General features: G+C 71.9%; 27 protein-coding genes. 17 read left to right on the top strand and 10 right to left on the bottom strand.

Going from position 1 to position 23,468, the window contains the following annotated elements; genetic code table 11:
* Nucleotides 1-26: 26 nt before the first annotated feature.
* From AB0B35_RS18865 to AB0B35_RS18855, 3 genes are all read right to left on the bottom strand, one after another.
* On the bottom strand, nt 27-1,424 hold the full coding sequence (locus AB0B35_RS18865; protein WP_361046864.1) for an alkaline phosphatase PhoX: 1,398 nt from the start codon (nt 1,422-1,424) through the stop codon (nt 27-29).
* Nucleotides 1,425-1,560: 136 nt separating this feature from the next.
* Nucleotides 1,561-1,911 carry a DUF6401 family natural product biosynthesis protein gene (locus AB0B35_RS18860; protein WP_360532552.1) on the bottom strand — a complete coding sequence of 117 codons (351 nt, stop codon included), beginning with the start codon at nt 1,909-1,911 and terminating at the stop codon, nt 1,561-1,563.
* Between the two features lie 165 nt (nt 1,912-2,076).
* On the bottom strand, nt 2,077-3,000 hold the full coding sequence (locus AB0B35_RS18855; protein WP_361046862.1) for a hypothetical protein: 924 nt from the start codon (nt 2,998-3,000) through the stop codon (nt 2,077-2,079).
* 647 nt (nt 3,001-3,647) lie between these two features.
* On the opposite strand from AB0B35_RS18855, the gene AB0B35_RS18850 reads away from it, so the two are divergent.
* Nucleotides 3,648-3,980, top strand: a complete 333-nt coding sequence (locus AB0B35_RS18850; protein ID WP_361046859.1) for a YkvA family protein — start codon at nt 3,648-3,650, stop codon at nt 3,978-3,980.
* Nucleotides 3,981-3,991: 11 nt separating this feature from the next.
* Here AB0B35_RS18850 and AB0B35_RS18845 read toward each other — a convergent pair whose 3' ends face one another.
* Nucleotides 3,992-4,420: an ATP-binding protein gene (locus AB0B35_RS18845; protein WP_361046856.1), complete on the bottom strand. Its 429-nt coding sequence runs from the start codon at nt 4,418-4,420 to the stop codon at nt 3,992-3,994.
* Between the two features lie 373 nt (nt 4,421-4,793).
* Here AB0B35_RS18845 and AB0B35_RS18840 point away from each other — a divergent pair, with 373 nt between their 5' ends.
* From AB0B35_RS18840 to AB0B35_RS18810, 7 genes are read left to right on the top strand one after another with little or no spacing between them, the layout of a single operon-like run.
* Nucleotides 4,794-5,651 (top strand): STAS domain-containing protein, encoded by an 858-nt coding sequence (locus AB0B35_RS18840; protein ID WP_361046853.1) that lies wholly within the window; start codon nt 4,794-4,796, stop codon nt 5,649-5,651.
* Nucleotides 5,651-6,061 (top strand): STAS domain-containing protein, encoded by a 411-nt coding sequence (locus tag AB0B35_RS18835; protein ID WP_360532570.1) that lies wholly within the window; start codon nt 5,651-5,653, stop codon nt 6,059-6,061. The genes AB0B35_RS18840 and AB0B35_RS18835 overlap by 1 nt, the downstream gene beginning before the upstream one ends.
* Nucleotides 6,058-6,474 carry an ATP-binding protein gene (locus AB0B35_RS18830; RefSeq protein WP_360532573.1) on the top strand — a complete coding sequence of 139 codons (417 nt, stop codon included), beginning with the start codon at nt 6,058-6,060 and terminating at the stop codon, nt 6,472-6,474. The genes AB0B35_RS18835 and AB0B35_RS18830 overlap by 4 nt, the downstream gene beginning before the upstream one ends.
* Nucleotides 6,462-7,475 (top strand): ATP-binding SpoIIE family protein phosphatase, encoded by a 1,014-nt coding sequence (locus AB0B35_RS18825; RefSeq protein ID WP_360532576.1) that lies wholly within the window; start codon nt 6,462-6,464, stop codon nt 7,473-7,475. The genes AB0B35_RS18830 and AB0B35_RS18825 overlap by 13 nt, the downstream gene beginning before the upstream one ends.
* Nucleotides 7,472-8,800, top strand: coding sequence for a sensor histidine kinase (locus AB0B35_RS18820; protein WP_361046851.1), 1,329 nt, complete (start codon nt 7,472-7,474; stop codon nt 8,798-8,800). Before AB0B35_RS18825 ends, AB0B35_RS18820 begins: the two co-directional genes overlap by 4 nt.
* Nucleotides 8,797-10,341 (top strand): fused response regulator/phosphatase, encoded by a 1,545-nt coding sequence (locus AB0B35_RS18815; protein ID WP_361046849.1) that lies wholly within the window; start codon nt 8,797-8,799, stop codon nt 10,339-10,341. The genes AB0B35_RS18820 and AB0B35_RS18815 overlap by 4 nt, the downstream gene beginning before the upstream one ends.
* A gap of 12 nt (nt 10,342-10,353) precedes the next feature.
* Nucleotides 10,354-10,689 (top strand): STAS domain-containing protein, encoded by a 336-nt coding sequence (locus AB0B35_RS18810; protein WP_361046846.1) that lies wholly within the window; start codon nt 10,354-10,356, stop codon nt 10,687-10,689.
* A gap of 3 nt (nt 10,690-10,692) precedes the next feature.
* Here AB0B35_RS18810 and AB0B35_RS18805 read toward each other — a convergent pair whose 3' ends face one another.
* Nucleotides 10,693-11,859, bottom strand: a complete 1,167-nt coding sequence (locus AB0B35_RS18805; protein WP_361046843.1) for a hypothetical protein — start codon at nt 11,857-11,859, stop codon at nt 10,693-10,695.
* Between the two features lie 122 nt (nt 11,860-11,981).
* Between AB0B35_RS18805 and AB0B35_RS18800 the strand changes: the two genes are divergently transcribed.
* The 4 genes from AB0B35_RS18800 (at nt 11,982) to AB0B35_RS18785 (ending at nt 15,532) form a co-directional block, all read left to right on the top strand.
* Nucleotides 11,982-12,506 (top strand): GNAT family N-acetyltransferase, encoded by a 525-nt coding sequence (locus AB0B35_RS18800; protein WP_361046841.1) that lies wholly within the window; start codon nt 11,982-11,984, stop codon nt 12,504-12,506.
* A gap of 338 nt (nt 12,507-12,844) precedes the next feature.
* Nucleotides 12,845-14,155 carry a histidinol dehydrogenase gene (gene hisD, locus AB0B35_RS18795; RefSeq protein ID WP_361046838.1) on the top strand — a complete coding sequence of 437 codons (1,311 nt, stop codon included), beginning with the start codon at nt 12,845-12,847 and terminating at the stop codon, nt 14,153-14,155.
* Nucleotides 14,152-14,928, top strand: a complete 777-nt coding sequence (locus AB0B35_RS18790) for an SDR family oxidoreductase (RefSeq protein ID WP_361046836.1) — start codon at nt 14,152-14,154, stop codon at nt 14,926-14,928. The genes hisD and AB0B35_RS18790 overlap by 4 nt, the downstream gene beginning before the upstream one ends.
* A 94-nt stretch (nt 14,929-15,022) precedes the next feature.
* Complete coding sequence (locus AB0B35_RS18785) at nt 15,023-15,532, top strand: hypothetical protein (RefSeq protein WP_361046833.1); 510 nt, start codon at nt 15,023-15,025, stop codon at nt 15,530-15,532.
* A gap of 10 nt (nt 15,533-15,542) precedes the next feature.
* On the opposite strand, the gene AB0B35_RS18780 is transcribed toward AB0B35_RS18785, so the two are convergent.
* Both AB0B35_RS18780 and AB0B35_RS18775 read right to left on the bottom strand, forming a co-directional pair.
* Nucleotides 15,543-15,815, bottom strand: a complete 273-nt coding sequence (locus AB0B35_RS18780) for a TetR/AcrR family transcriptional regulator C-terminal domain-containing protein (protein ID WP_361046830.1) — start codon at nt 15,813-15,815, stop codon at nt 15,543-15,545.
* 12 nt (nt 15,816-15,827) lie between these two features.
* Nucleotides 15,828-16,019 (bottom strand): TetR/AcrR family transcriptional regulator C-terminal domain-containing protein, encoded by a 192-nt coding sequence (locus AB0B35_RS18775; RefSeq protein ID WP_361047045.1) that lies wholly within the window; start codon nt 16,017-16,019, stop codon nt 15,828-15,830.
* 56 nt (nt 16,020-16,075) lie between these two features.
* Here AB0B35_RS18775 and AB0B35_RS18770 point away from each other — a divergent pair, with 56 nt between their 5' ends.
* Both AB0B35_RS18770 and AB0B35_RS18765 read left to right on the top strand, forming a co-directional pair.
* The gene (locus AB0B35_RS18770; RefSeq protein WP_361047053.1) at nt 16,076-16,441 is read left to right on the top strand and encodes a hypothetical protein; all 366 of its coding nucleotides are present in this window, start codon (nt 16,076-16,078) and stop codon (nt 16,439-16,441) included.
* Nucleotides 16,442-16,497: 56 nt separating this feature from the next.
* Nucleotides 16,498-16,674 carry a hypothetical protein gene (locus AB0B35_RS18765; RefSeq protein ID WP_360532612.1) on the top strand — a complete coding sequence of 59 codons (177 nt, stop codon included), beginning with the start codon at nt 16,498-16,500 and terminating at the stop codon, nt 16,672-16,674.
* Between the two features lie 59 nt (nt 16,675-16,733).
* On the opposite strand, the gene AB0B35_RS18760 is transcribed toward AB0B35_RS18765, so the two are convergent.
* Entirely contained in the window at nt 16,734-17,822 is a 1,089-nt protein-coding gene (locus tag AB0B35_RS18760; protein WP_361046827.1) for a hypothetical protein, read from the bottom strand.
* 179 nt (nt 17,823-18,001) lie between these two features.
* Here AB0B35_RS18760 and AB0B35_RS18755 point away from each other — a divergent pair, with 179 nt between their 5' ends.
* Both AB0B35_RS18755 and AB0B35_RS18750 read left to right on the top strand, forming a co-directional pair.
* Complete coding sequence (locus AB0B35_RS18755; RefSeq protein ID WP_361046824.1) at nt 18,002-20,017, top strand: cellulose binding domain-containing protein; 2,016 nt, start codon at nt 18,002-18,004, stop codon at nt 20,015-20,017.
* 108 nt (nt 20,018-20,125) lie between these two features.
* Nucleotides 20,126-20,683 carry a YdeI/OmpD-associated family protein gene (locus AB0B35_RS18750; RefSeq protein WP_361046822.1) on the top strand — a complete coding sequence of 186 codons (558 nt, stop codon included), beginning with the start codon at nt 20,126-20,128 and terminating at the stop codon, nt 20,681-20,683.
* A 14-nt stretch (nt 20,684-20,697) separates the two neighbouring features.
* On the opposite strand, the gene AB0B35_RS18745 is transcribed toward AB0B35_RS18750, so the two are convergent.
* On the bottom strand, nt 20,698-21,765 hold the full coding sequence (locus AB0B35_RS18745) for a DUF2855 family protein (protein ID WP_361046819.1): 1,068 nt from the start codon (nt 21,763-21,765) through the stop codon (nt 20,698-20,700).
* A gap of 104 nt (nt 21,766-21,869) precedes the next feature.
* Between AB0B35_RS18745 and AB0B35_RS18740 the strand changes: the two genes are divergently transcribed.
* The gene (locus tag AB0B35_RS18740; RefSeq protein ID WP_361046817.1) at nt 21,870-22,379 is read left to right on the top strand and encodes a GNAT family N-acetyltransferase; all 510 of its coding nucleotides are present in this window, start codon (nt 21,870-21,872) and stop codon (nt 22,377-22,379) included.
* Nucleotides 22,380-22,385: 6 nt separating this feature from the next.
* Here the strand turns inward: AB0B35_RS18740 and AB0B35_RS18735 are convergent, their stop codons facing one another.
* Complete coding sequence (locus AB0B35_RS18735; protein WP_361046814.1) at nt 22,386-23,414, bottom strand: LacI family DNA-binding transcriptional regulator; 1,029 nt, start codon at nt 23,412-23,414, stop codon at nt 22,386-22,388.
* Nucleotides 23,415-23,468 lie beyond the last annotated feature (54 nt).

The raw sequence follows: 23,468 nt of genomic DNA, 5'->3' as shown, positions 1-23,468 counted from the left end.
CGGGCGCGGCACTGGATACGGGAAGGTCAGTGACCGTGCCCGTGGCCCTTGCCCCACGGGCCGGTGATCGCGACGACCAGGCCGTCGGCCTGGATGCCGGCGAACAGGATCCGGCCGTCCTGGCTGAACGTCGGGCCGGTGAACTCGCTGTCGCTGATCTCGTTGCGGGCCAGCGGGTAGGTGACGCCCTTGTCGCTGACGCCGACCAGGTGCGACAGGCCCTCGCCGTCCTCGGCGAGGATGATGCCGCCGTACGGCGAGACCGTGATGTTGTCCGGGCCGTCGTAGTTGCCCTCGGCCTTCGGGTCCGGGTTCACCCCGAAGATGGTCTTGAGTTCGATCGTCTCGCGCTTCGGGTCGTAGAACCAGACCTGGCCGTCGTGCTCGTGCACGCTGCCGTCGCTGATCCGGGCGTAGCTGGAGACGAAGTACACGCCGCCGTCGCCGTACCACTGGCCTTCGAGCTTGCGGGCGCGGGTGACCTGGTCGTTGGTGAACTGCTTGCGCACCGAGACCGTGGCGGCCAGCCGGTCCGGCACGTCCACCCAGCTCACCTTGTACTTCGTGCCGGGCTCGGTGGCCGCGGACAGATCGGTGATGTGCAGCCCGTCGAGCGTCGCCTTCAGCGCCTGGAGGTGGCCCGCGGTGTCGCCGCCCTCGCTGAGGGCAAGCTTGCGCAGCGCGCCGTCACGGCCCTTGAAGCCCTTCGGCGGCACCCAGCGGAAGTAGAGCCCGTTCGGGCCGCTGGCGTCCTCGGTCAGGTAGATCTCGTCGGTCTTCGGGTCCACGGCGACGGCCTCGTGCGAGTACCGGCCGAGGAACTTCAGCGGCACCGGGTCGAGGTTGGCCTCCTGATCGAACGGGTCGACCTCGAACACCCAGCCGTGGTCCTGCTGGAACTGCCCGCCCTTGCGCTGCTCGGTCTCCTCGCAGGTCAGCCAGGTGCCCCAGGGAGTGATGCCGCCGGCGCAGTTGTTGTGCGTGCCGGCCAGGCTGACGTACTGCCGGACCCGGTTGCCGTGGTGGTCGACCTCGATGTTGGTGGTGCCGCCGCCCGCGCCCGGGTCGAACGTGAAGCCGGGCCGGGTCGGCACCCGGAACGGCTCGCTGCCGCCGACCTCGTGGTTGTTGACCAGGGTGAAGCCGCGGCGGGTGCCGAAGCAGGCGGTGCCGTCGGGGTCGCTCGGGGTGGGCTCGCCGGTCGACAGGAGGGTCTTGCCGGCCTCGGCGACGATCCGGTAGGAGAAGCCCTCCGGCAGGGAGAGGATGCCGGCCGGGTCGGGGATCAGCGGGCCGTAGCCGGGGACGGACGGGTGGGCGTACGCGGGTCCGGCGATCGCCTGCACGCTGCCGGCGAACGCGATGCCGAGGCCGCCGAGGGTGGCAGTGCGCAGCAGGTTGCGGCGGGAGAGAGGGGTGTGCACGGATAGCTGCCTTTCGATGGGCCTTCATGTCTACCCGTGACATGCAAGCCCCCGATCGGGAACACCCCGCGCGCACCGCGCCAAGATCAGGAGAACAGCAGGCAAACAATGCCTACGTGACCGCCTTTCAACCTGCTCAGCCTGCGGTTACGTCCCTGCCCAGCACCGCCGCGGCGATCTCGCACACCGCCACCAGCCGCCAGGTGATCTGGTCGGCGCGCCGCCAGTCCAGGCTGGTGACGTCGGGCAGGTTCCAGCCCAGCGCGGTCGCCTTGTCGGTGAGCCCGTCGGCGTAGCAGGCCAGCTCCAGCAGGGGCGGCCGGCGCTCGGGGTCGAGCGCGTCGCCGACGCTCGCCGTCGCCTGGTCGAGGATGGCGAGCACGCCCGGGTCGGCCGCGGCGGCGGCGCGGCCGGCGTCGCCGACGACGCGGGCGTAACGCGCCAGCACCTGGCGGGCTTGCTCGGGGCTGGTGGGGCCACTGTCCATGCCGCGAGATTAGGGCAGCATCGGGGTCTTGAATGCGGCCTGACGTCCGTTATGACCGAACAGAGGACAACGCTGCCCGACCGGCTCCACCCGCCGGAGGGACAGCCAGGTCGACACCCGCCGATGGGCGCGACCGGGTTGGCCGCGCCCATCGGCGGTCGGCGGTCAGCCCCGCCGGGGCGCCGGACGCTGCGGGGAGTTCGGCAGCGGCTGTGTCTGGTCGCTGTCGAAGCCCGGCACCAGCGGCTCCGGGTACTCGTCCGGCTCGGCCGGGGCCTGGTACAGGTCCGGGTCGGCCGGGCTCGGCGCGGCCGGGCTCGGGGCGGCCGAGCCGGCCCGCTGCGACGGGTACACCGTGCCGGCGGACCGGTCCGCGAGCACCTGGGTGGCGTCGGACTGCCCGGCGGCGTAGGCGCGGGCGTGCTCGGCGACGCGGGTCGACTCCTGCCCGGCCCGGTCGAGCCAGCTGTCCCAGCGCGCCTGCATCGGGCGGACCAGGCCGCCGCCGACGCCCACGATCAGGATGCCGGCGACGGTCGCCAGCACCGCGATCAGGATCGGCATGGTCACCGTGGTGGCGACGCCGATCTGGTTGAGCGCCGCGATCACGCCCAGGCCGATGATGAACACCGACGCGGTCGTGGCCAGGAAGCGGCCGTACGACAGCCCGCCCAGCGCGCCCGTCACCAGGTCCCTGACCCAGGAGGCGATGGCCGCGGCCACCACCACGATGACGATCGCGACGAACGCCTTGGGCAGCCAGGACACCACGGCGTTGATCAGGTCGGAGACCGGGTTCGGCCCCCAGATCCCGAAGGCGAGCTGCAGCGTGAACAGCAGCACCGCGTAGTACGCGAGCCGCGCGACCAGGTCGGACGGGTCGACGCCGCCGCGGGCCAGCGCCGCGGTCACCCCGCCGCGGGCCGCGAGCTGGTCGAACCGGACCCGTTCGAGGCCCTTGTCGGCGAGCATACGGATGCCTCGTGCGACGAGCCAGCCGACGAGCAGGATCGCCACGAAGGCCAGCGCCTTGGGCAGGAACAGCGCGACCGAGCGCAGCGCGTCGGTCAGCACCTCTCCGAAGTCCATGGGCTTCTTCCTTTCCAGCGGGAACGAGAGGGGTTTCGGGGTCAGCCAGCCCATTCCCCGCCGGCGGCGCAGGGAAACGGCGAACCGGGCACGCGTGGCCCGATCGGGTGATCCGGGATCGATCGACATCAACGGATACGGGGGTTGGCATCCTTGCGGGAGCGACCGCACGTCCCCGTCACCGCCGGCAGGCCAGGGCAGGCCAGACCGGCGGCAGTGCCGCGTGCCGAACCCCCGGTCGTCGCGTACGCGGACCGCCACGTCCCGTTTCGCGATCGGAGTCAGCCATGCCCCACCCGCCGTCCCGGCTCGCCGTCCTCGGCCTAGCCGTCGCCCTGCTCGCCACCACCGCCGCGGCCACCACCGACACCGCGGTGCGTGCGCTGGCCCAAGCACCGCCCTGACCTCCGGCGGCGGCACACAGGTCCTGGCCGGACACGGTTCGATCCACGGGCCGGGCCACCCGGCCGTGCTCGCCGACAACGGCCAGGACGTGCTGTTCTACCACTACTACACGGACAGCGGCGCGGCACGGCTCGGCATCAACCTGCTGGGCTGGGACAGCGCGGGCTGGCCGTTCGTCTACTGACCGAACCCGTGAGCCCGGCGGCTGGATTAAGCACCCGGCGGCAGGGTAGAACTCGTGCGTGTCTCGGGATACCTGGATCATCATCGGCATCGCCGTCGCGATCGTCGGCATCATCACGCTGATCGGCGCGATCAAACTGGGCAGGCGCCTGTTCGTCACCAAGCGGATGCTCGGTGAGCTGGGCACGGGCGGCAAGGTCGCCTTCTGGGGCGCCCTGATCTACACGATCCTGCCCGTCGACCTGCTCCCCGACCCGATCTACCTCGACGACATGGGGGTGCTCGCGCTGGCCCTCATGTACCTCACCAACCTGCTGCGCAAGCGCAACGGCGGCAAGCTGCTGCCGGGACCGCGTACCAAACCGTCCAGCAAGCACGACGCCCCGCGATAGGGGTCGCGCCTTCACGGTGTGGCGGCCGGGTTGTTGAACACCAGCCGCCACACCGTGTGACCAGGCCGGGTGTAGTACGAGAACTCGTCGCAGACCTCGCCCGTGATGTACAGGCCCCAGCCGCCGGAAGCCGTGGGCCGCGCGGCCGGCTGCTCCGGGGCGGTCCTGCGGAACGTGCCGCCGTCGGTCAGCTCGATGACGACCGCGCCGCCGTCGGCCCACACCCGCACCACGCCGCCGCCGGCGGTGTGGCGCAACGTGTTGGTGACCAGTTCGCTCACCGCGAGCTTCAGCCCGGGCACCCGGCCGGCGGCAAGCCCGGACGCGTGGGCGTGCGCGCCGGCGAACTCGCGGACCGCCGCGAGGTCGTCGGCGGTGGTGAACGAGATCGCGGCCGCCCCCGACGGCGGCTGGGCGAACGGTCTGACTACCTGGCGCAAGACTCCTCCGCGGCCCGGGATGATGTGCGATGTGCGTGCCCGTGCGGGCGGCCTTCCCTCCGAACGCGGTCCTGGGACGCTGACGCAAAGAGTGCCACAGCCTGACCCGGCGTGGCATTCCCGCGCTTGCCTCCTCGGTGGCGACCCCCCACCGACCACCTGGCCACTGACTGCCCCGCCGGGTGACGGCCGAAACCACGGATCGAGATCGGCTCCGGCCCACGACCTATCGGTGAACTCGTATGGTTGGGCCGCGCCGGGTCGGGTACATGGCCGTGGCATGCGGCCACCGGCGGCCGCGTACCACGGCTTCGCGGAGCAACTTGGCTCACCCCGCGCGGCCGACCTGACTGGTGAACGGTGAAGGATGACCATGGCGCTGAAAGCAGAGCAGAGCGAGCGACTCGGCAAGTTGCTCTCGGAGCGGTCGGAGCAGATCTCCCAGCGCTGGGCGGAGGTCGCGGCGGCGCCGCTGAAGGGCCGCCTGACGGTCTCCGAATCGGGTCGCCAGACGACCGAACTGCAGACGCAACTGCGCAAGTCGCTCAGCGAAGGTGCGAGCGACCTCGACAGCGCGAAGGCCGCGGAACTGCGGGCGGTGCTCACCGAGCTGTCGCGCAACCGCGCACGCCAAGGGTTCACCGCCACCGAGACCGCCACCAGCGTCTTCGCCCTCAAGACCGCGCTCTACGAGATCGGCGAGATCGAGAAGAGCGGCGAGACCGCCCTGCGTGACTACGTGGCCTGGTCGGCGCTGATCGACGAGCTGGGCCTGTTCACCTTCGAGGCCTTCTCCCGAGCCCGCGAGCACATCATCACCGAGCAGAGCGAGCAGCTGCTGGAGTTGTCCACGCCGGTCGTGAAACTCTGGGAGGGCGTGGTCGCCGTCCCGCTGGTCGGCACTCTGGACTCCGCGCGCGCCCAGGTCGTCATGGAGCGGCTGCTGCAGGCGCTGGTCGACACCGGCTCGCCGTACGCGATCATCGACATCACCGGCGTGCCCGCGGTGGACACCCAGGTCGCGCAGCACATCCTCAAGACGGTCATGGCGGCCAGACTGATGGGCGCGGAGTGCGTCATCTCCGGCATCCGCCCGCAGATCGCGCAGACCATCGTGGCGCTGGGCATCGAGTTCGGCGACATCGCCACCAAGGCCACTCTCGCCGACGCGCTCCGCCACGCCGTCCGGCGCGGCGGCGCCGAGCTGCGAGCCGCCAAGCGGGAGGCGTGATGGAGCGGGTGCCGATCCTCAAAATCGGCTCGGTGCTGCTGGTCTCCATCCAGGTCGACATGCAGGACCAGATGGCCCTGCAGCTGCAGGAGGACCTCGGCCAGCGCATCGTCGACACCGGCTGCAAGGGCGTCATCATCGACATCACCGGCCTGGACATCGTCGACTCGTTCGTCGGGCGCACCCTGTCGACGATCGCGTCGATCTCCCGGGTGCTCGACGCCGAGACGATCGTCGTCGGCATGCGCCCGGCCGTCGCGATCACGCTGGTCGAGCTCGGCCTGTCGCTGGACGGCATCCGCACCGCGCTCAACGTGGAGCGGGGCCTGGAACTGCTGGCCGCCAACGCCGAGCCGGACCTGATCGACGACCTGGACCTCCTCGACGAGCCCGAGACGACCTCGCCGTGACGGGCGGTGCAGGTGCCGAACTCCAGGTGCAGGCCATCGGCAACGACGAGGACGTCGTCCGGGTGCGCCAGCTGGTCCGCACCGCGGCGGTCGCCGCGAAGCTGTCGCTGGTCGACCAGACGAAAGTCGTCACCGCGGCCAGCGAGCTGGCGCGCAACACCCTCGTGTACGGCGGAGGCGGCAAGGCCGAGGTCTGCACCGTCGACAACGGCAAGCGACGCGGAGTGCGGGTCGTGTTCAGCGACTCCGGCCCGGGTATCGCCGACATCGACCTCGCGCTGACCGACGGCTACACCAGCGGCGGCGGCCTCGGCCTGGGTCTGAGCGGTGCGCGCCGGCTCGTCGACGAGTTCGAGCTGGAGACCGCGGTCGGCGCGGGGACCACCGTGGCGGTGGTCAAGTGGGCGCGCTGAGCTCGCTGACCCCGACCTCATCCTGGTTCCGGCTGGACGACGCGAGCGCCGTGGGCGCGGTCCGGCGCTTCGCCGTCGAGCTCGCCGGCTCCGTGGACCTCGGCGAGCGCAAGTCCGCCGACATCGCGATCATCGCTACCGAGCTCGCCTCCAATCTGGTCAAGCACGCCGAGGACGGGACGCTGCTGGTGCGCCCGGTCCGGCACGACGACACCGTCGGCGTCGAGATCGTCAGCATCGACTCGGCGCCTGGCATGGCCGACCTGGCCGCCATGTACGAGGACGGCCGCTCCACGACCGGCACCCTCGGCATCGGCCTGGGCGCCGTGTCCCGGCTCGCGGACCGGATGGAGGGCTACTCCGCGCCGGGACGGGGCTCGGTCCTCACCGCCCAGCTCTGGCGCGAGGCGGTCCCGCCGCCCGCCTGGGCCGACGGGCTGACCCGGCCGCTGACCGGCGAGACCGTCAGCGGCGACTGCCACGCCGTGCGGACCATCGGCGACCGGCGGCAGGTGATGGTGTGCGACGGGCTCGGCCACGGCCCGCTCGCCGCCGCCGCCGCGCAGACCGCCTTCAACCTGTTCCACACCGCGCCCGACGGTCCGCCCGCGACCGTCGTCGAACGCCTGCACCGGGGCATGTCCCACACGCGCGGGGCCGCCCTGACCGTCGCGGAGATCGACCCGGACGCCGGACTCGTGCGCACCTGCGGCATGGGCAACGTCGCGGCGACCGTCCTCACCGCAGGCACCCGGCGCGGCATGGTGTCGATGCCCGGCATCGCGGGCCACGGCAAGGCCGTCATCCGGGAGTTCGAGCACCCGTTCGGGCCGGACTCGCTGCTGGTCATGCACTCCGACGGGGTCAGCGACAAGTGGCGCCTGGACGCCGACCCGGGGCTCGTCGTCCGATCGCCGCTGCTGATCGCCGCCACGGTGCTGCGCGACGCGGGCGTGCGCCGCGACGACGCCTGTGTGCTGGCGGCCAGGATCCGATCATGACCGACACCCTCCTGCTCCAGTTGGTGCTACGCGGCGAGCAGGATGTGTTCGCCGTCAGGCAGCGCGGGCGCGAGGCCGCGGCGGCGCTGGGGCTCGAACACCAGGACCAGATCCGGCTGGCCACCGCGCTCAGCGACGTCGGCCGCCAGCTGCTGTCCCGGGGCACCGGTGTGGAGGTCGCCTTCCGGATCCACGGCCGGCCCGAGCACCTGCGCGTCGACCTCACGGTCCCCGGCCGGGTGGACCGGCAGGCGCTGCGACCGGTCGGCCGCCTGGTCGATGTTTTGGAAGTCGCCGAAGGTGGGCAGGAGACAGTAGTCATGCTGTCACGCCGCCTGCCCGACCCGGGCCAGCTCACCGCCGAACAGGTCGAGCAGGTCCGGCGTAAGCTTGCCGCCTCCGCCGTCGCCAGCCCGCTCGACGAGCTGGCCTCCCAGAACGAGCATCTGCTGGCGGCGCTGGAGGAGGCCCGCGAGCAGCGGGACCGGCTCAAGGCGCTCAACGACGAGCTGGAAGAGACCAACCGCGGCGTGATGGCGCTCTACCTCCAGCTCAGCTCGGAGCTGGAGGAGACCAACCGCGGCGTGGTGGCGCTGTACGCCGAGCTGGACGAGAAGTCCGGGCAGCTGCGTGCCGCCAGCGAGGCCAAGACGCGCTTCCTGGCCAACGTCAGCCACGAGCTGCGCGCCCCGGTCACGGCGGTCATCGGGCTGATCCGGATGCTGTCCGATCCGGAATCCGACCCGCTGACCGCTGCGCAGGCGGAGCAGATGTCGCTGATGCGGGGCTCGGCCTCGGACCTGCTGTCGCTGGTGAACGACCTGCTCGACCTGGCCAAGGCCGAGTCCGGGCACCTGGAACCGGTGTGGGGTCCCGTCGACCTCAGCCGGCTGTTCAAGCAGCTGCGCGGCACCGTCAAGGCGGTCCTGACCAGTCCCGATGTCGCGCTGGAGGTGGAGGCGCCCGGCGACGGCGCGTGGATCGAGTCCGACGAGGCGCTGCTGTCGCAGGTGCTGCGCAACCTGCTGCACAACGCGGTGAAGTTCACCGAGCACGGCTCGGTGACCATGCGGGCCGCCTCCGCCGGCGGCCACTGGACCATCACCGTCGCCGACACCGGCGTCGGCATCCCCGTCGCCCAGCACGAGCGCATCTTCGAGGAGTTCGTGCAGCTGCCCGGTCGGCACAAGATGCACGGCACGGGACTCGGGCTGCCGTACGCCCGCCGGCTCACCGGCATCCTCGGCGGTGAGATGCACCTGGACAGCGAACCCGGCAAGGGAAGCACCTTCACCGTCACCCTTCCGGTCGCGAGGACCTCATGAGCAACCCGGCCGAGACCACCATCCTGGTGGTCGACGACCGCGCCCCCAAGCGCTACCTGCTGAAGAACTGGCTCACCCGGGCCGGCTTCGCGGTCACCGAGGCCGTCGACGGCCAGGATGCCCTCGACAAGCTCCAGCAGCGTCCCTTCGACATGGTCGTGCTCGACGTCAAACTGCCCGACATGAGCGGGCTCGACGTCTGCCGGCGGATCAAAGCGGACCCGGCCACCACCAGCACACCTGTCGTGCACGTCTCCGCGCACGCGGTCGACGCCGCCGACCGGACCCTGGGACTGGTCGGCGGCGCCGACGCCTACCTCGTCGAACCGATCGACCCGCACGAACTGGTCGCCACGGTGCAGGCCGTGCTGCGCTACTACCGGGCACGCCGCAAGGCCGAACAGCTCGCCGACGGCCTGGCCGGGCTCGCCGCGACGACGCTCGCCGTCACCATGGCCCGTGACTTTCCCGAACTGCTCAGCCGTGCCGCCGCCGGAGCCGTACGGCTGTTCGGCACGGCCGCGGCGGTCGCCACCGAGACCGACGCGGGCTGGACCCTGGCACTGGCCACCGTGTCCGGCGACGTCACCGTCGCCGGTTGGGAACCTCCCGGCGAGGACGTGCCGGTCGGCTCGCACCGGCTCACCGGTGACGCCACGCGGTGGCAGCTGCCCGCCGGCTGGCCCGACCCCGGCGAGGTCACCGTCACCACCGCCCGGTTCCGCGCCGCCCGGCCGTCGCTCTACCTGTTCACCGGCGTGTGCGCCGACGAGGACCAGACCCAGTTGCTGACCCAGCTGACCCAGGCGCTGGGCGCGGCGGCAGAGGCCCAGCGGGCACAGGACCAGGACCACCGGATCGCGGTCACCCTGCAGCGCAGCCTGCTCCCCCGCCGCCTGCCCGCCGTGCCCGGCATCAGCCTCGCCGTGCGCTACGAGCCGGCCAGCCCGCAGGCCGAGATCGGCGGGGACTTCTACGAGCTGTCGACGCTCGGAGACGAGCTGCTCATCGCCATCGGCGACGTCGTCGGGCACTCCCTGCACGCCGCGACGGTGATGGCCGAGATCCGCCACGCCCTGCGCGCGTACGCCGTCGAGGGCCACTACCCCGGCCGCATCGTCGCCCTGATCGACGAGCTGATGGTCCGGCTGCTGCCCGGCGAGATGGCGACCCTGTGCCTGCTGTTCCTCGATCCCCGGACCGGCCGGGCCCGGCTGGCCAACGCCGGTCACCTGCCGCCGCTGCTCATCGCCGACGGCCGGGTCACCGAGGTCTGGCACCGCGCCCCGCTGCTGGGCATCAACCATGCCCGACCCGACGACCTGGAGTTCGTCCTCCCAGAGGGCGGCACGCTGCTGCTGTACACCGACGGCCTCATCGAGCGACGGGACATCACGATCCGGGACGGCATCGCCGACCTCAGCCGGCTGGCCGCGCCCGTGGACGCCGATCTCGACCGCTACTGCGACCGGCTGCTCCGGCAGCTGACCAACCCTCCGCACGCCGACGACGTCGCCGTTGTCGCCGTCCGGCGTCTGTGATTGGCTGCCCCCATGGATCGTGCAAGCAACACGCCGCAGGCCACACACGAGGTGGAGGTCCTGCCGGACCGGGTCCGGATGGTCCTGGTCGGCGAGTTCGACCTGGCGAACGAGCAGGCTCTGACGAACTGGCTCGTCGACGCGATCGAAGCGAGCCCGGGACGCCCGCTGGAGGTCGACATGCACGACGTCGGCTTCATCGACTCCAGCGGTATCCGGGTCCTGCTGCACGCGCACGCCACGGCGCAGCGGCACGGCGGGTCCTTCCGGATCACCCGCGCGTCCGGCACGGTCCGCGAGGTGCTGGAGATCGTCGCCGTGTACCGGCACCTGACCGGCGGCGCATGACACTCAGGCGGCGTACGCGCGCAGCGCCGGGTGGCTGGCGGGCAGCCCGTACCAGCGCAGCAGCTCGGTGACCTCGTCGGGTTCGGCGACCAGCGCGTCCGGGTGGCGGACCAGGTGGTCGACGAGCCAGCGCTGGGCGGGGGTGAGGTCGGCGTACCGCAGCGGGCTGCTCCGCCCGTCGTCCCCGAACGCCAGGTAGAAGGCCTCACCGAGGCGCTCCGCCCACGGGCCGTGCGCCCGCCGGGTCGCCTCCGAGCGGACCAGCGCCGCCCTGGCCTCGGCCGCTCCCGAATCGCCGAGGTGTTCCAGCAGCCGCACCGACCACTCGGCCCGCGTCAGCCCCCACGGCGCGAGCACCGGCTCGTCCGGGCTGAGCCCGCCGCCCGCCCGCGCGCGCAGCTCGGCCCGCGCCTCCTCGGGCACGGTCGGGCCCGCGGTGAGCGTCCACGCCACCGCGGCGGCCCAGCGGACCTCCGAATCCTCGTCGTGCACCAGACTCGCGATCACCGCCGATTCGGCCACCGGACCGCGCGCGGCCAGCCCGGCCGCGAGCAGCGCGGTCACCCGCAGGTCCCGCCGCCAGCCGCGCTGCCCGGCCACGGCCAGCAGCGGCACCACGGTGTCACCCGCCGCTTCCGGGAACCAGGCCAGCAGATAGGCCGCCGCCTCGATGACGTCGCCGTCGCTGTCGTCCAGCAATCGCAGGATGCGGGGCAGCTCGGCCCGGACCGCGTCGTACACCCGCAGTTCGTCGACCTCGGCCGGCACCGCCGGCGGGTCGGCGGTCGCGTGGCCGCTCCACTCGCTGTAGAGCAGGTGCCAGGATTCGTCGACCGCGTCCGGCGAGGGCCGCAGCCGCTCGATCGGGAAACCCGTCAGCAGGTACGGGTGGTCGGAGCCGATCGCCATCGCGGTGAGCAGGTCGACGATCGCGGCCCGGTCGAGGGTGAGCGGGTCGGCGGCCAGGTCGGCGAGGAACGGCACGGTGTAGACGTCGGCCTGGTAGCGCCTGCCCTCGTGCAGCAGGCTGCTCCACAGTTCGTCGCGGGCGTCGCCGCGGGCCTCGGGGTCCTCCGCGCGCAGCGCGGTGATGAAGGCGGGGATCTCCTCGGCCGTGCCGAAGGCATGCGTCAGCCCGCCCCAGCCGACGGTGTCGAGCTTTTCCAGCATCCTTCGATGATGCCCACTATCCCCGACATCAATCGGCCAATTTGTGCGACCGAAGGCCTCGACGTGGGCAGCGATCATCCACCGGGACAGGGCTGCGGCCGCAAGTTTGCGATCATGGAAGCATGACCGTCAGCACCAGGCTCGTGACCATCGACGACGCGACCGCCGTAAGCGCGCTCTACCAGGCGAACATGGAGTTCCTCCTGCCGTTCGAACCGGTGCGGCCCGAGGGCTGGTTCGGCCCCGAGGGCCAGCGCGAGGTGCTCGCGAGCGCGCTCGACCGCCACGCGCGGGGCGAATGCGTGCCGCACGTGATCCTGCTCGACGGCCGCGTCGTCGGACGGATCACGCTCAACGACATCGTGCGGGGCCCGTTCCTGAACAGCCACCTCGGTTACTGGGTGAGCCAGGACGTCAACGGCCGGGGTGTCGCCTCGGCGGCGGTGGCGCGCATGATCGAGGTGGCGTTCGAGGAGCAGGGCCTGCACCGCATCCAGGCGGGCACCCTGCGGCACAACCTGGCCTCGCAGAAGGTGCTGGAGCGCAACGGCTTCGTGCGCTTCGGCCTGGCCGAGAAGTACATCCAGATCGCCGGCGTGTGGCAGGACCACATCCTGTTCCAGCGGCTGGCCCACGACCGGCCCTGAACATCCGGCCGTTTCGATCGTCAACCCGAACTCCGGCAGGTGCCTGGACGCGGTCGAGTTCGGCACCGCCAACGGGACGCGGCTGCAGATCCGGGACTGCGGCAACCCGCTCGGCGGCAACCGGCAGTGGCGCCTGGGCTGACCGCCCGGCAGTGACACCCGCCCTCCCGGGATGCCGAAACCGGGAGGGCGGGCCCCCGTTCGCGCAGATGGAAACAGCGTTTCCATAATGCGGCATCGCCGGCGACGGGACAAGCGGGACAACGGTCGATTGACGCCCTCACGCGGCCGCCACAGACTCGCCTTGCCATGCCGACCGTCCGTTCGGGAGCGCCACCATGCCGGTTCACCTCAAGAGCGCCGTGAAGCCGCCGACCAGCACGGTCGACTCCGAGGTCGGCGCGACCGTCGCCGCCGTCATCGCCGACGTGCGCGCCCGCGGCGACGACGCGGTACGCGAGTACTCCCGCCGCTTCGACGGCTGGGAACCCGAGCGGTTCCGGCTCGACACCGAGCAGATCGACGCGATCGTGCGCACGGTGCCCGACCAGGTCCTCGACGACATCCGCACCGTGCAGGGCAACGTGCGCGCGTTCGCCCGGCACCAGCGCGCGTCGCTGCACGACTTCGAGGTGGAGACCGCACCCGGCGTACTGCTCGGCCAGCGCAGCATCCCGGTGTCCGCGGCCGGGGCGTACATTCCCGGCGGCCGGTACCCGCTGGTCGCGTCGGCGCACATGACGATCGTGACGGCGAAGGTCGCCGGAGTTGATCGGGTCGCCGCGTGCACGCCGCCGATCCGCGGGCAGGTGCCGGCGGCCACCGTCGCCGCGATGCACCTGGCCGGGGCGGACGAGATCTACCTGCTCGGCGGGGTGCAGGCGGTGGCCGCGCTGGCGCTGGGCACGGCGACCATCGACCGCGTGGACCTGCTCGCCGGACCCGGCAACGCGTACGTCGCCGAGGCCAAGCGGCAGCTGTTCGGCGAGGTCGGCATCGACCTGCTGGCCGGGCCGACCGAGATCCTGATCGTCGCCGACGACGCGGCCGACCCGTTCGTCGTCGCGGTGGACCTGCTCAGCCAGGCCGAACACGGCCCCGACTCGCCCGCGGTGCTCATCACGACCTCGGACGTGCTCGCCCGCGAGGTGATCGGGCACGTCGAGCGCATCCTGGTGGACATGCCGACGCGCGACTTCGCGGGCCCGGCCTGGCGCGACCACGGGCAGGTGATCGTCGTCGGCGACCTCGCCGAGGCGTACGCGCTGGCCGACGACTTCGCCAGCGAGCACGTGCAGGTCCTGACCCGGCGGCCCCGCGAGGCGCTGGACCGGATGCGCCACTACGGCGCGCTGTTCCTCGGCGAGGGCACCTGCGTCTCCTACGGCGACAAGGTCATCGGCACCAACCACACGCTGCCCACCCGGGGCGGCGCCCGCTACACCGGCGGCCTGTGGGTCGGCCGCTACCTCAAAACGGTGACCTATCAGGAGGTCGTCGATCCCGCCGCGAGCGCCGAACTCGGCCGGCTGTGCGGTCGGGCCAGCCGCGTCGAGCTGTTCGAGGGCCACGCGCGCTCCGGCGACGTGCGCGCCGCGAAATACGCCGGCGACCCGCTGCCGTGGTCTCCCGCGCAGGCCGCCGCGTGAGCGCCGACCGGGTCGCCGGGCGCACGGCGCTGGTGACCGGGGCGGGCAACGGCCTCGGCCGGGCGATCGCGCACGCGCTGTCGGCCGCCGGGGCGCGGGTCGTGCTGGCCGGCCGCACCCGGGCCACTCTCGACGCCGTCGCGGCGGAGCTGGCCGGGGCCGCCGCCGGGGTGCGAGTCGCGGTCTGCGACACGTCCGCGCCGGACTCCGTGGCGGCGTTGCGCGCTGAACTGTCCGACGAGGACGTGTCCATCCTGGTCAACAACGCCGGTATCGCCGGTCCGGTGGACGCGCTCGTCGACGTCGAGCCCGCCGACTGGGACGAGGTCTTCGCCGTCAACGTGCGCGGGGTCTACCTGATGTGCCGGGCGTTCCTGCCCGCGATGACCGCCGCCGGGCGGGGCGACGTCATCAACGTCGCTTCGGTGAGCGGGAAGCGTCCGCTGGCGCGGCGCACGCCGTACACGGCGTCGAAGATGGCGGTGCTGGGGCTCACGGTTACCCTGGCGCACGAGGTCGGCACGCTCGGCGTGGCCGTCAACAGCCTGTCCCCGGGGCCGGTCGCGGGCCCGCGCATGACGCGCAACTTCCGCCTCGAAGCACAGCGCACCGGCGTCACCGAGGCCGAGGCCGAGCAGGCGTTCGTCTCCCGGGCCGCGCTGCAGCGCATGGTCACCGAGGAGGAGGTCGGCGCGGCGGCCGTCGCCATGCTGCGCATGCCGGGCCTGACCGGCGCGGACATCGACCTGTCGGCAGGCATGATCGCGCGCTGAGTCGCGCCGTCGCTCGCCGGTGGTCGCCGGGTGCCGATACAGTCCCATCGCCGCCGGACGAGCGCTCGTCGTCGCGCGGTGAAAGGAGCCGTGGATGACCGACCCGACGACCGAGGGATACACCGTCACCAGCGCCGAGATCAACGGCATGGTGCGCAACCTCTGCGCGTACGCGCTGAGCGAGCCCGACCCGCTGCAGCGTTATGCCGACCTCACCCACCAGCAGGTCCTGTTCGAGGGCATCGTCGCGGCGCTCCAGCGCGAACGCGGCCGTGCCCTGGCCGACCTCGCCGTCTCCGGAGTGCCGCTCGACGAGGTGGCCAAGAAGACCAACCTGGCGACCGCGCCGAAGGTACGCAAGCTGATCAGCCTGGCCGGCGAGACCGAACGGGTCCGGGCCGCCGCGGCCGCGGCCAAGCCGGCCAAGTCCAAGCAGCCGAAGAGCACTCCCGCACCTGATCCGGTCGCGCCACCGGCACCGCCGGTCGCCGTGGAGGGCAAGCGCATCATGACGGCGGAGGAATGGGCGGCCCTGGGCCTGGCCACCGAGGGACCGGCCACCCGCGCCCGGCCCAAGAAGCGCCGCCGGGCCGCCGCGGCGTGATCCCGCCGGTTCAGCCCGCCCCGGGCAGGTAACGGTCCAGCCCGCTGATCAGCAGTTCCAGCCCGAACTCGAACCGCACCTCCCCGTCGCCCTGTACGAGCACGTCGGCGTGCTCGTACAGGAACGGGAAGCGGGCCGGGGGCAGGGTGCGGTAGTAGTCGTGGACCTGGCCGAAGAAGTCGGCGACGAACTCCTCGACCGGCTTGCCGCTGGCCCGCTGCCGGGCCTGGTAGAGCGAGCCCTCGTACGCGTCGGCGCTGATGTACAGCGCGACCCGGTCCACCGCCCAGGACGCCTACTGGGGCGGCACGCCGCCGCTGATCAGCACGCCGAGCATGGCCTCGGCGACCCGCACCGAGTTCGGGCCGGTCGGCGCGTTGGCGAGGCTGACCCGGGCGATGTCGCTGTGCGCGCCGAGCACCCGGTAGGACTCGCGGGCGACCTCGCGGATCTGCTCGCGCCAGCGCGCCGGGTCCGGCTCGGGCAGCCGGATCTTTAAGAGTTGCGACCGCAGGCGGGGGCGATCTGGCCCACGATGGAGGTATGACCGATGAGGCAGAAGCCACCGTCGACGAGCCCGTCGCGCCCCGTCCGGTGCGGCGTGAGTCCTCCGGCAGGTTCGCTCTCGCGCTGGTCGGGGCGTTCCTGGCCGGGTCCTGCCTGACCGGGTGCGTCGGCGCGGCCCTGGTCGCTGCCGCCCACCGTGTACGCCATGAGCGGATGGAGGAACGCTGGCACCACGACCGCGATCGGTGGCACGAGCGCCCCGAGTGGTGGGACCGCGACCGGCAGTTCCCCCCGCCACCGGCTCCGCTCCCGCCGGTCGTGCCGACCAGGCCGCCCGCCGCGCCGCCCGCCACCCCGGCTCCGCCGCCCGCCGCGCCGACGCCGACCCCGTCCCGGACCTGAACCGGGCGTAGATCAGGTAGTGCGCTACCTGGCATCGATATGAGACAGTGCCGGGCATGCAGAACATCACCTCCAAGGCGCTCATCGCGCTGTCGATCGTGTACGGCGCCACCATCGCGATTCTCGCGATCTCCGGCGCGGACTTCGTGGGCAAGTTCGCCGCCATCGGCGGTATCACCATCGGCGTGCTCTGGGCACTGCGCGCAGTGCTGGGTTCCAAGACGAACGGATAGCCGGTGACGGCCCTCCGGTGGCAGGAGAGGAGGCCCGCCACCGGACGACCGCCCGGGGTTCACACCCGGGAGCTGTAGCTGATGAAGTACTCCGGGGTCACCGGAGCGCCTGCGGCGGTCCAGCAGATGACGTTGCGGACGATCACGACGGTGCCGGAGATCAGCCAGACGTTCTGCAGGTTGCAGTAGCTCGCGCCACTGCGGTAACCGGTGACCTGCACGTGGCCCTCCCGGAAACCGACCTTGTGGAACTCGTTGTACTGCAGCCCGGGGCCCGCCGGGGTCGAGACGACGACCGAGCCGACCGAGCTGTAGGTGGACGGGCCGGGGAACCCGTTGCTCCACAGGTAGGCGAAGTACTTCGGTGGGTTGAACGCCCCGTAGACCGAGCGCTCACGGTGATACGTCAGGTCGAACCAGCTGTCGGCGGGTGCGCCGGTGTGGTCGTAGCAGCGCACCACGACGTCCAGCCCTGCCCCGCCGGGGATCCAGTTGTCGACCTTGCAGCGGCGCGGGCTGTTCGGGTGCTGCGCGGTCACCTGCAGGTTGCCGTCCTGCACCCCGGTGCTGACGCCGGGCAGCCAGACCTTGTAGACGCCGGTGCCGATGCCGCCGTGGGTGACCGTGTTGACCCCGCCGATCGGGTTGTACGACGTGTTGGTGCCGCCGGTGGACTTGCCCTGCACGTAGGCGTACGTGCCGGGGCCGACGAGCGGGCCGGAGCTGGTCGAGTACATGACCGTGAACGCCGACCAGTCGGGGCTGATCACCGCCCCGGTGTACTTGTAGCACTGCACCTCGACGATCTGGTCGGCCCCGGAGGCGTAGTAGTTCCAGACCTGGCACCAGCGCGGATCACCGGCGACGGCGGTGACGTGGGCGACGCCGTTGGCCGAGGCGATGCTCGGGAACCTCACCCGGTAGCGGCCGACGACCAGCGGGCTGACCGTGCTGTTGGGGATGTTGTCGCTCTTCCACTGCCGGGTCGGGTCCATCAGGTAGGCGGCCGGCGGGACCGGGTTGTCCATGAACGCGAACGCCCAGCGGTCGGGCGTGGCGGCGTGCGCGGCCGGGGCCTGCGCGACGGCGGTGACACCGAGCGCCGCGACGGCGGTGAGCAGCGCCACGAGGGTGCGACGGAGTTTCACGGGATACCTCCGACGAGGTGGGATAGGGTGCCGTCAATCTAAGGCTTGCCTCGCCCTCTTTCGATGCAGGGACGTTGATCTGCCAGCACAGTCGTCCGGGCCGCACGGTTGACATCGATCGATGGCCGTACGACTCTTGGGAGCGCTTCCAATCACCATTCCCGAAAGGAGGTCCGACGATGAGAAAGAGCCGCATCGCCCTGCTGGCGTTCACGCTGGCAGCGGCAACCCTCACCGTCCCGACCCAGGCGAGCGCCGAGCCCGCCGTGACCGTGACCGTCAACGCCCGCGCCGGGCTGGAGTCCGCCGGAGACGCCGCGATCGGCGTCAACCACGCCGTCTGGGACTCGCAGCTGGGCACGAACGCCGTCGCCGACCTGATGAAGAGCGCCGGCGTGCAGACCATGCGCTACCCCGGCGGGTCCTACTCCGACATCTACCACTGGCAGACCCACACCGCGCCCGGCGGCTACGTCGCTCCCGACACCGACTTCGACACCTTCATGGGCGGTGTGCGGCGGGCCGGCGCGCAGGCCATGGTGATCGCCAACTACGGCACCGGCACGCCGGAGGAGGCCGCCGGCTGGGTGCGCTACGCCAACATCGAGAAGAACTACGGCGTGAAGTACTGGGAGATCGGCAACGAGCTGTACGGCAACGGCCACTACGGCGCGACCTGGGAGGCCGACGACCACGCCGACAAGAGCCCGGCCGGCTACGCCACTGTCGCCAAGCAGTACGCCGAGGCGATGAAGGCCGTCGACCCCACCATCAAGATCGGCATCGTGCTCACCACGCCCGGCAACTGGCCCGACGGCATCGTCGGCTCCGGTGACGCCGGGACCTGGAACCAGGTCGTGCTCTCCATCGCGGGTCCGTCCGTCGACTTCGCGATCCTGCACTGGTATCCGGGCGGCTCCTCGTCGACCGAGGCGCTGTCCAAGACCGCGCAGGTGACCGACGCGGTCTGGCTGGCCCGGCGGCAGATCGACCGGTACGCGGGCAAGAACCTCGGCATCGCGCTCACCGAGATCAACACCGGGTACGGCCAGAACACCCAACCCGGTGCGCTGTTCGCCGCCGACGCCTACGCGAGCCTGATCGCCGCCGGCGTGTTCAACATCGACTGGTGGAACGTGCACAACGGCATCGGCACCGTGTCCACGGTGGGCGGGCACACCGACTACGGCGACTTCGGCCTGCTCTCCAGCGCCTCCTGCAACGCCGACGGCTCCGTCTGCGAACCGCCGATGAACACCCCGTTCGCTCCGTACTTCGGCCTGGCCATGACCTCACGCTTCGTCAAGCCCGGCGACCAGCTGATCCGCGCGGGCGCATCCGACCCGGCGGTCCGCGCGCACGCCGCCCGCCGTGCCGACGGCGACCTCGCGGTGCTGCTCGTCAACACCGACGAGGCCGCGAGCAAGCAGGTCAGCCTGAGCTACTCCGGATACTCCCCCGCCGCCGGCGCCCAGGTGCACACCTTCGGCAACGGCGACACCGCCATCACGACCGGCACCGGCAGCGCCACCTCGGTGACGCTCGCGCCGAACTCGCTGACGACGCTCGTCCTGCGCACGGCGGCAACGAGTGCCCGCCCGGCGACGCCCGGTCGCCCGGTAGCGTCCGCCGTCACGGCCACGAGCACCACGCTCACCTGGCCGGCCGGGGCCGCCGGGCTCAAGTACGAGATCCACCGGCAGCTCGGCACGATCAGCGAGCAGTGGGGCGAGACCACGGGGACCACGTTCACCGTGCACAACCTGACGCCGGGCACCCGTTACACGGCCAACATCATCGCGCGGGACGGCTCCGGCCGGGTCTCCTGGGCGTCGCCGCCGGTGACCTTCCAGACCGGCACGCCCACCGCCGCACCGTGCGCGGTCACCCTGACCGACGCCAGCAACTGGGGCAACGGGTACGTCGGCAGCGTCGACATCACGAACACCGGCGCCAACCCGGTGGACACGTGGACCCTGGCGTTCAGCTGGCCGACCGCCTGGCAGCAGCTCGGCAGTGGCTGGAACGGCACCTGGACGCAGACCGGTTCCGCGGTCACCGTGTCCAACGCCGACTTCAACAAGGTCATCGCGCCGGGAGCCACCGTGAACGTCGGCTACGTCGGCAACTACCAGGGACCGAACGTCCTCCCGCCGCTGTTCCGGCTCAACGGCAACCTCTGCACGACCCGCTGATCCGGCGTCCGGCCGGTCCGAGCAGGACCGGCCGGACGTTCACGCTGGCACCGGGCCCACCTCGCCGATCTCGGTCGCCTGTCGGCCGTCAGGCATAGAGTCGGCGGCGTGGAGATCCTGAGCTTCGAACACCCGGATCAGTGGGAGGCCTGGCTGGCCGAGCACCACGGCAGCCCCGACGGCGCGTGGCTGAAGGTCCGCAAGAAGAACTCGCGGCAGCCCGCGATCAGCGTGACCGAGGCGGCCGACGTGGCCCACTGCTACGGCTGGATCGACAGCGTCCGCAAGTCCCTCGACGCCGACCACTTCCTGCAGCGCTACTCCCGCCGCCGACCCAGGGGCTCGTGGTCGCGGGTCAACGTGGAACGCGTGGAGGCGCTTATGGCGCAGGGCCGGATGCGCGCGCCGGGCCTGGCCGAGGTCGAGGCGGCCAAGGCCGACGGGCGCTGGGACGCCGCCTACGTCAAGCAGAGCGAGGCGATCGTGCCCGCAGATCTCACCGCGGCGCTGGCCGCGAACACGGCCGCCGCCGACTTCTTCGCGCAGCTCGGCAAGACCGAGCAGTACCTGGTGATGCTTCCGCTGCTCAAGGCCGTGAACCCGGAGACCCGCGCGGCGCGTCTCGGCAAAGCGGTCGCCGACCTCGCCGCCGGCAAGCGGCCGTAGCCGCCACGACACCGTCAGCAGGCGATGACGTGGCCGACGCGCGGCGGGGTCGTGCCCGCGAGCATGCCGAGCCAGGCCTCGCGAAGCCCGTCCGGGCCGTGGCTGACCGTGATGTCGACCCATTGCTCGGCGACCGCGGCGAAGCGGCTCCAGGACTCGGCGAGCCGCCGGTCCAGCTCCGGGCGGCCCCAGTCGAGCGTGCGTCTGCGGATCTGGTCCGGGGCGAAGAACACGGCGGTCGCGCCGGTCGCCCGCTCCTGGTGGGTCAGGCCCACGGCGACGTCGTGCACGAGGCGGTCGCCGAGGTGGGCGCGCAGCGCCGCGCGGGTGGCCGGGTTCGCCGAGAGGTCGAGGTACGCGGTCGGGGTCGCCGGGTCGAGTTCGCCGATCCCGTCGTACGGCAGCACGTCGTCGTAGCAGCCCAGCTCACGAGTGAAGGCCACGTTGCCGGGTGCGGTGAGGCCGACCAGGCGCGGCCCTTTGCCGCGCAGCTCGAACGCGGCCGCGTACGCCGTCTTGCTCGACGCGGACGACAGCACCAGCGTCGCGGCCCCGTAAAAGTCGTTGTCCTGCAGACGGTCGGCGAGCATCGCCGAGGTCACGAACAGGGGACGGAACAGGATCAGCAGGTCCTCCCGGTCGGCGTCGTAGGACGGGTCACCGGTGGTCGCGGCGTAGGCGTTGTACGGCGACGGCAGCTGCGCCCGGTGTGGACTGGCGTCGCGGAACCCGCGCTCGTCGACCCGGCCGGGCCGGACGACAAGGTGACCGGCGGGCGGCAGGTATCCGTACAGGCGCTGACCGACCGGGACGCCGTCCACTCGCGAGTCGACCACCTCGCTGAACCCCCACAGCGGGCCCAGGCCCCACCGCGCGTCGAGCCCGGCGGTGGCGGCCGGAAAGAAGTCCCAGTAGCGGTACGTGTCGCCGAGCACGGCGTAGGTCACGTTGTTCGCGGTCATGCCGACCCGGTCCACGCGCAACAGGGCCTCGCCGTCGGCGAGTTCGGGCACCGGGTGCCGCACCAGTTCGGTGTGGGACAGGTCGTCACGTGCGATGGCGAGGGTCCACGAATCCGTCACGGCGTCACCGTAACGGATCGGCCGATGTTCCAGCACCCCCAGTGCATGAATATGGCGAAGACAACTCGCGCGCCCGCCCACCGGTCGATCCGTACCCTGTGGTGGTGATCCGTTCTGCCACTGTCGAGGATGCGGCCGCCATCGGCCGGATCAAGGTCCGCTCATGGAGATCGGCGTACGCGGAGTTCATGGCCGCGCCGCTGCTCGGCGCGCTCGACCCGGTCCAGGAAGCCGCGGACTGGGCCGAGTACCTGACCACCATGCCGAGCGGGCACAGGTTGTGGGTGGCCGAAGGCGACTGTGCCGTCGTCGGCTTCTGCCGCACCGGACCGGCTGACCACGATCCGGATCTCGGCCCGGGCGCCGGTGAGGTGTACGGGCTGTATGTCGATCCCGACCACCTCGGCGCGGGGTTCGGCCGGCAGCTGTTCAGCCATGCCGTCGCGGACCTGCGAGCCCGGGGTCGACGACCCGTGTGCGTGTACGCCTATCGGCCCAACACGAACGCGGTCCATTTCTACCAGCGGGCGGGCTTCTCCCTCGACGGCACGACCCGCCTGGATGAAACGGATGCGATCGGCATCGCCGAGGTGCGGCTGGTCGACCGGGGCTGAGCGCCTTCAGGCCGCGGGCGGCGGGCCGCTACTGGCCCGGACGACCAGTGAGGGCGGCACCCGCGGGTGGCGCGCGACCCCCAACGGGCGGTCGACGCCGAGCAGTTCCAGCAGCGCCGCCAGGCAGCGGCGGCCGACCTCGTCGAAGTCCTGCCGCACGGTGGTCAGCGGCGGCGACAGGTACGCCGCCTCGGGGATGTCGTCGAAGCCGACGACGCTGACGTCCTCCGGCACCCGCACGCCGCGCTCGTGCAGCGCCCGCAGCATGCCCAGCGCCTGCTGATCGTTGGCGCAGAAGACCGCGGTCACGTCGCCGCGATCGGCCAGCTGCCGACCCGCCTCGTAGCCCGAGCGCGGGCTCCAGTCACCGGCGAGCACCGGCGGAACGCGGCGGCCTGCCGCTTCCAGGGCCGCCCGCCAGCCGTCGATCCGATCGCGGGCCTCCAGCCAGTCCTTGGGGCCCGACAGGTGCCACACCGTCTCGTGTCCCAGGTCCAGCAGGTGCTCGACGGCCAGCCGGGCGCCCGCGACCTGGTCCACGGAGACGGTCGGCAGGTCGCCGGCCATGTCCGACTCGACCACGACCGCGGGCACGCCGCTGGGCAGGCTGCCCGCCGCCGCTGCCGCGGTCAGCAGCGGCGCGATGATCACAACGCCGGCCACGGACTGCTCGGCCAGCCGGTTCACGGCATCGACGACGCCGCTGCGGTCGAGCCGCTCCAGAGCCACGATGCTGATGCCGTATCCGGCATGCCGCGCCGCCCGCTCGATGCCGAGCAGGGTCGCGGCGGGGCCGTAGAGGATGGTGTCGAAACTGACCACCCCGATGACCCGCGACCGCCGCCCCGCCAGCCCTCGCGCCAGCGCGTTCGGGCGGTAGTTGAGCTGTTTCACGGCACGCAGCACCCGCTCGCGGGTCTCGTCGCGCACGCTCGGGTGATCGTTCAGCACCCGGGACACGGTCTGATGCGAGACGCCCGCGAGGCGCGCGACATCCTTGATCACCGCTGCCCGGGCGGCCGGCTGCTGACTCATCGTGACCCCCTGTCGGCGCATCGTACCCCACCCACGATCTTCGCCTTCATCCTC

The organism is Catellatospora sp. NPDC049133 (genome assembly GCF_040648455.1).
GTDB classification, from domain to species: Bacteria; Actinomycetota; Actinomycetes; order Mycobacteriales; family Micromonosporaceae; genus Catellatospora; species Catellatospora aurea.
This window is presented reverse-complemented; position numbering and strand designations above follow the sequence as displayed.

Coding starts and splice junctions, on each gene's coding strand:
- AB0B35_RS18860 (WP_360532552.1), bottom strand. CDS start 1,911: ATGGACAGTGGCCCCACCAGCCCCGAGCAAGCCCGCCAGGTGCTGGCG.
- AB0B35_RS18855 (WP_361046862.1), bottom strand. CDS start 3,000: ATGGACTTCGGAGAGGTGCTGACCGACGCGCTGCGCTCGGTCGCGCTG.
- AB0B35_RS18840 (WP_361046853.1), top strand. CDS start 4,794: ATGGCGCTGAAAGCAGAGCAGAGCGAGCGACTCGGCAAGTTGCTCTCG.
- AB0B35_RS18835 (WP_360532570.1), top strand. CDS start 5,651: ATGGAGCGGGTGCCGATCCTCAAAATCGGCTCGGTGCTGCTGGTCTCC.
- AB0B35_RS18820 (WP_361046851.1), top strand. CDS start 7,472: ATGACCGACACCCTCCTGCTCCAGTTGGTGCTACGCGGCGAGCAGGAT.
- AB0B35_RS18815 (WP_361046849.1), top strand. CDS start 8,797: ATGAGCAACCCGGCCGAGACCACCATCCTGGTGGTCGACGACCGCGCC.
- AB0B35_RS18810 (WP_361046846.1), top strand. CDS start 10,354: ATGGATCGTGCAAGCAACACGCCGCAGGCCACACACGAGGTGGAGGTC.
- AB0B35_RS18805 (WP_361046843.1), bottom strand. CDS start 11,859: ATGCTGGAAAAGCTCGACACCGTCGGCTGGGGCGGGCTGACGCATGCC.
- AB0B35_RS18800 (WP_361046841.1), top strand. CDS start 11,982: ATGACCGTCAGCACCAGGCTCGTGACCATCGACGACGCGACCGCCGTA.
- hisD (WP_361046838.1), top strand. CDS start 12,845: ATGCCGGTTCACCTCAAGAGCGCCGTGAAGCCGCCGACCAGCACGGTC.
- AB0B35_RS18785 (WP_361046833.1), top strand. CDS start 15,023: ATGACCGACCCGACGACCGAGGGATACACCGTCACCAGCGCCGAGATC.
- AB0B35_RS18770 (WP_361047053.1), top strand. CDS start 16,076: ATGACCGATGAGGCAGAAGCCACCGTCGACGAGCCCGTCGCGCCCCGT.
- AB0B35_RS18765 (WP_360532612.1), top strand. CDS start 16,498: ATGCAGAACATCACCTCCAAGGCGCTCATCGCGCTGTCGATCGTGTAC.
- AB0B35_RS18755 (WP_361046824.1), top strand. CDS start 18,002: ATGAGAAAGAGCCGCATCGCCCTGCTGGCGTTCACGCTGGCAGCGGCA.
- AB0B35_RS18735 (WP_361046814.1), bottom strand. CDS start 23,414: ATGAGTCAGCAGCCGGCCGCCCGGGCAGCGGTGATCAAGGATGTCGCG.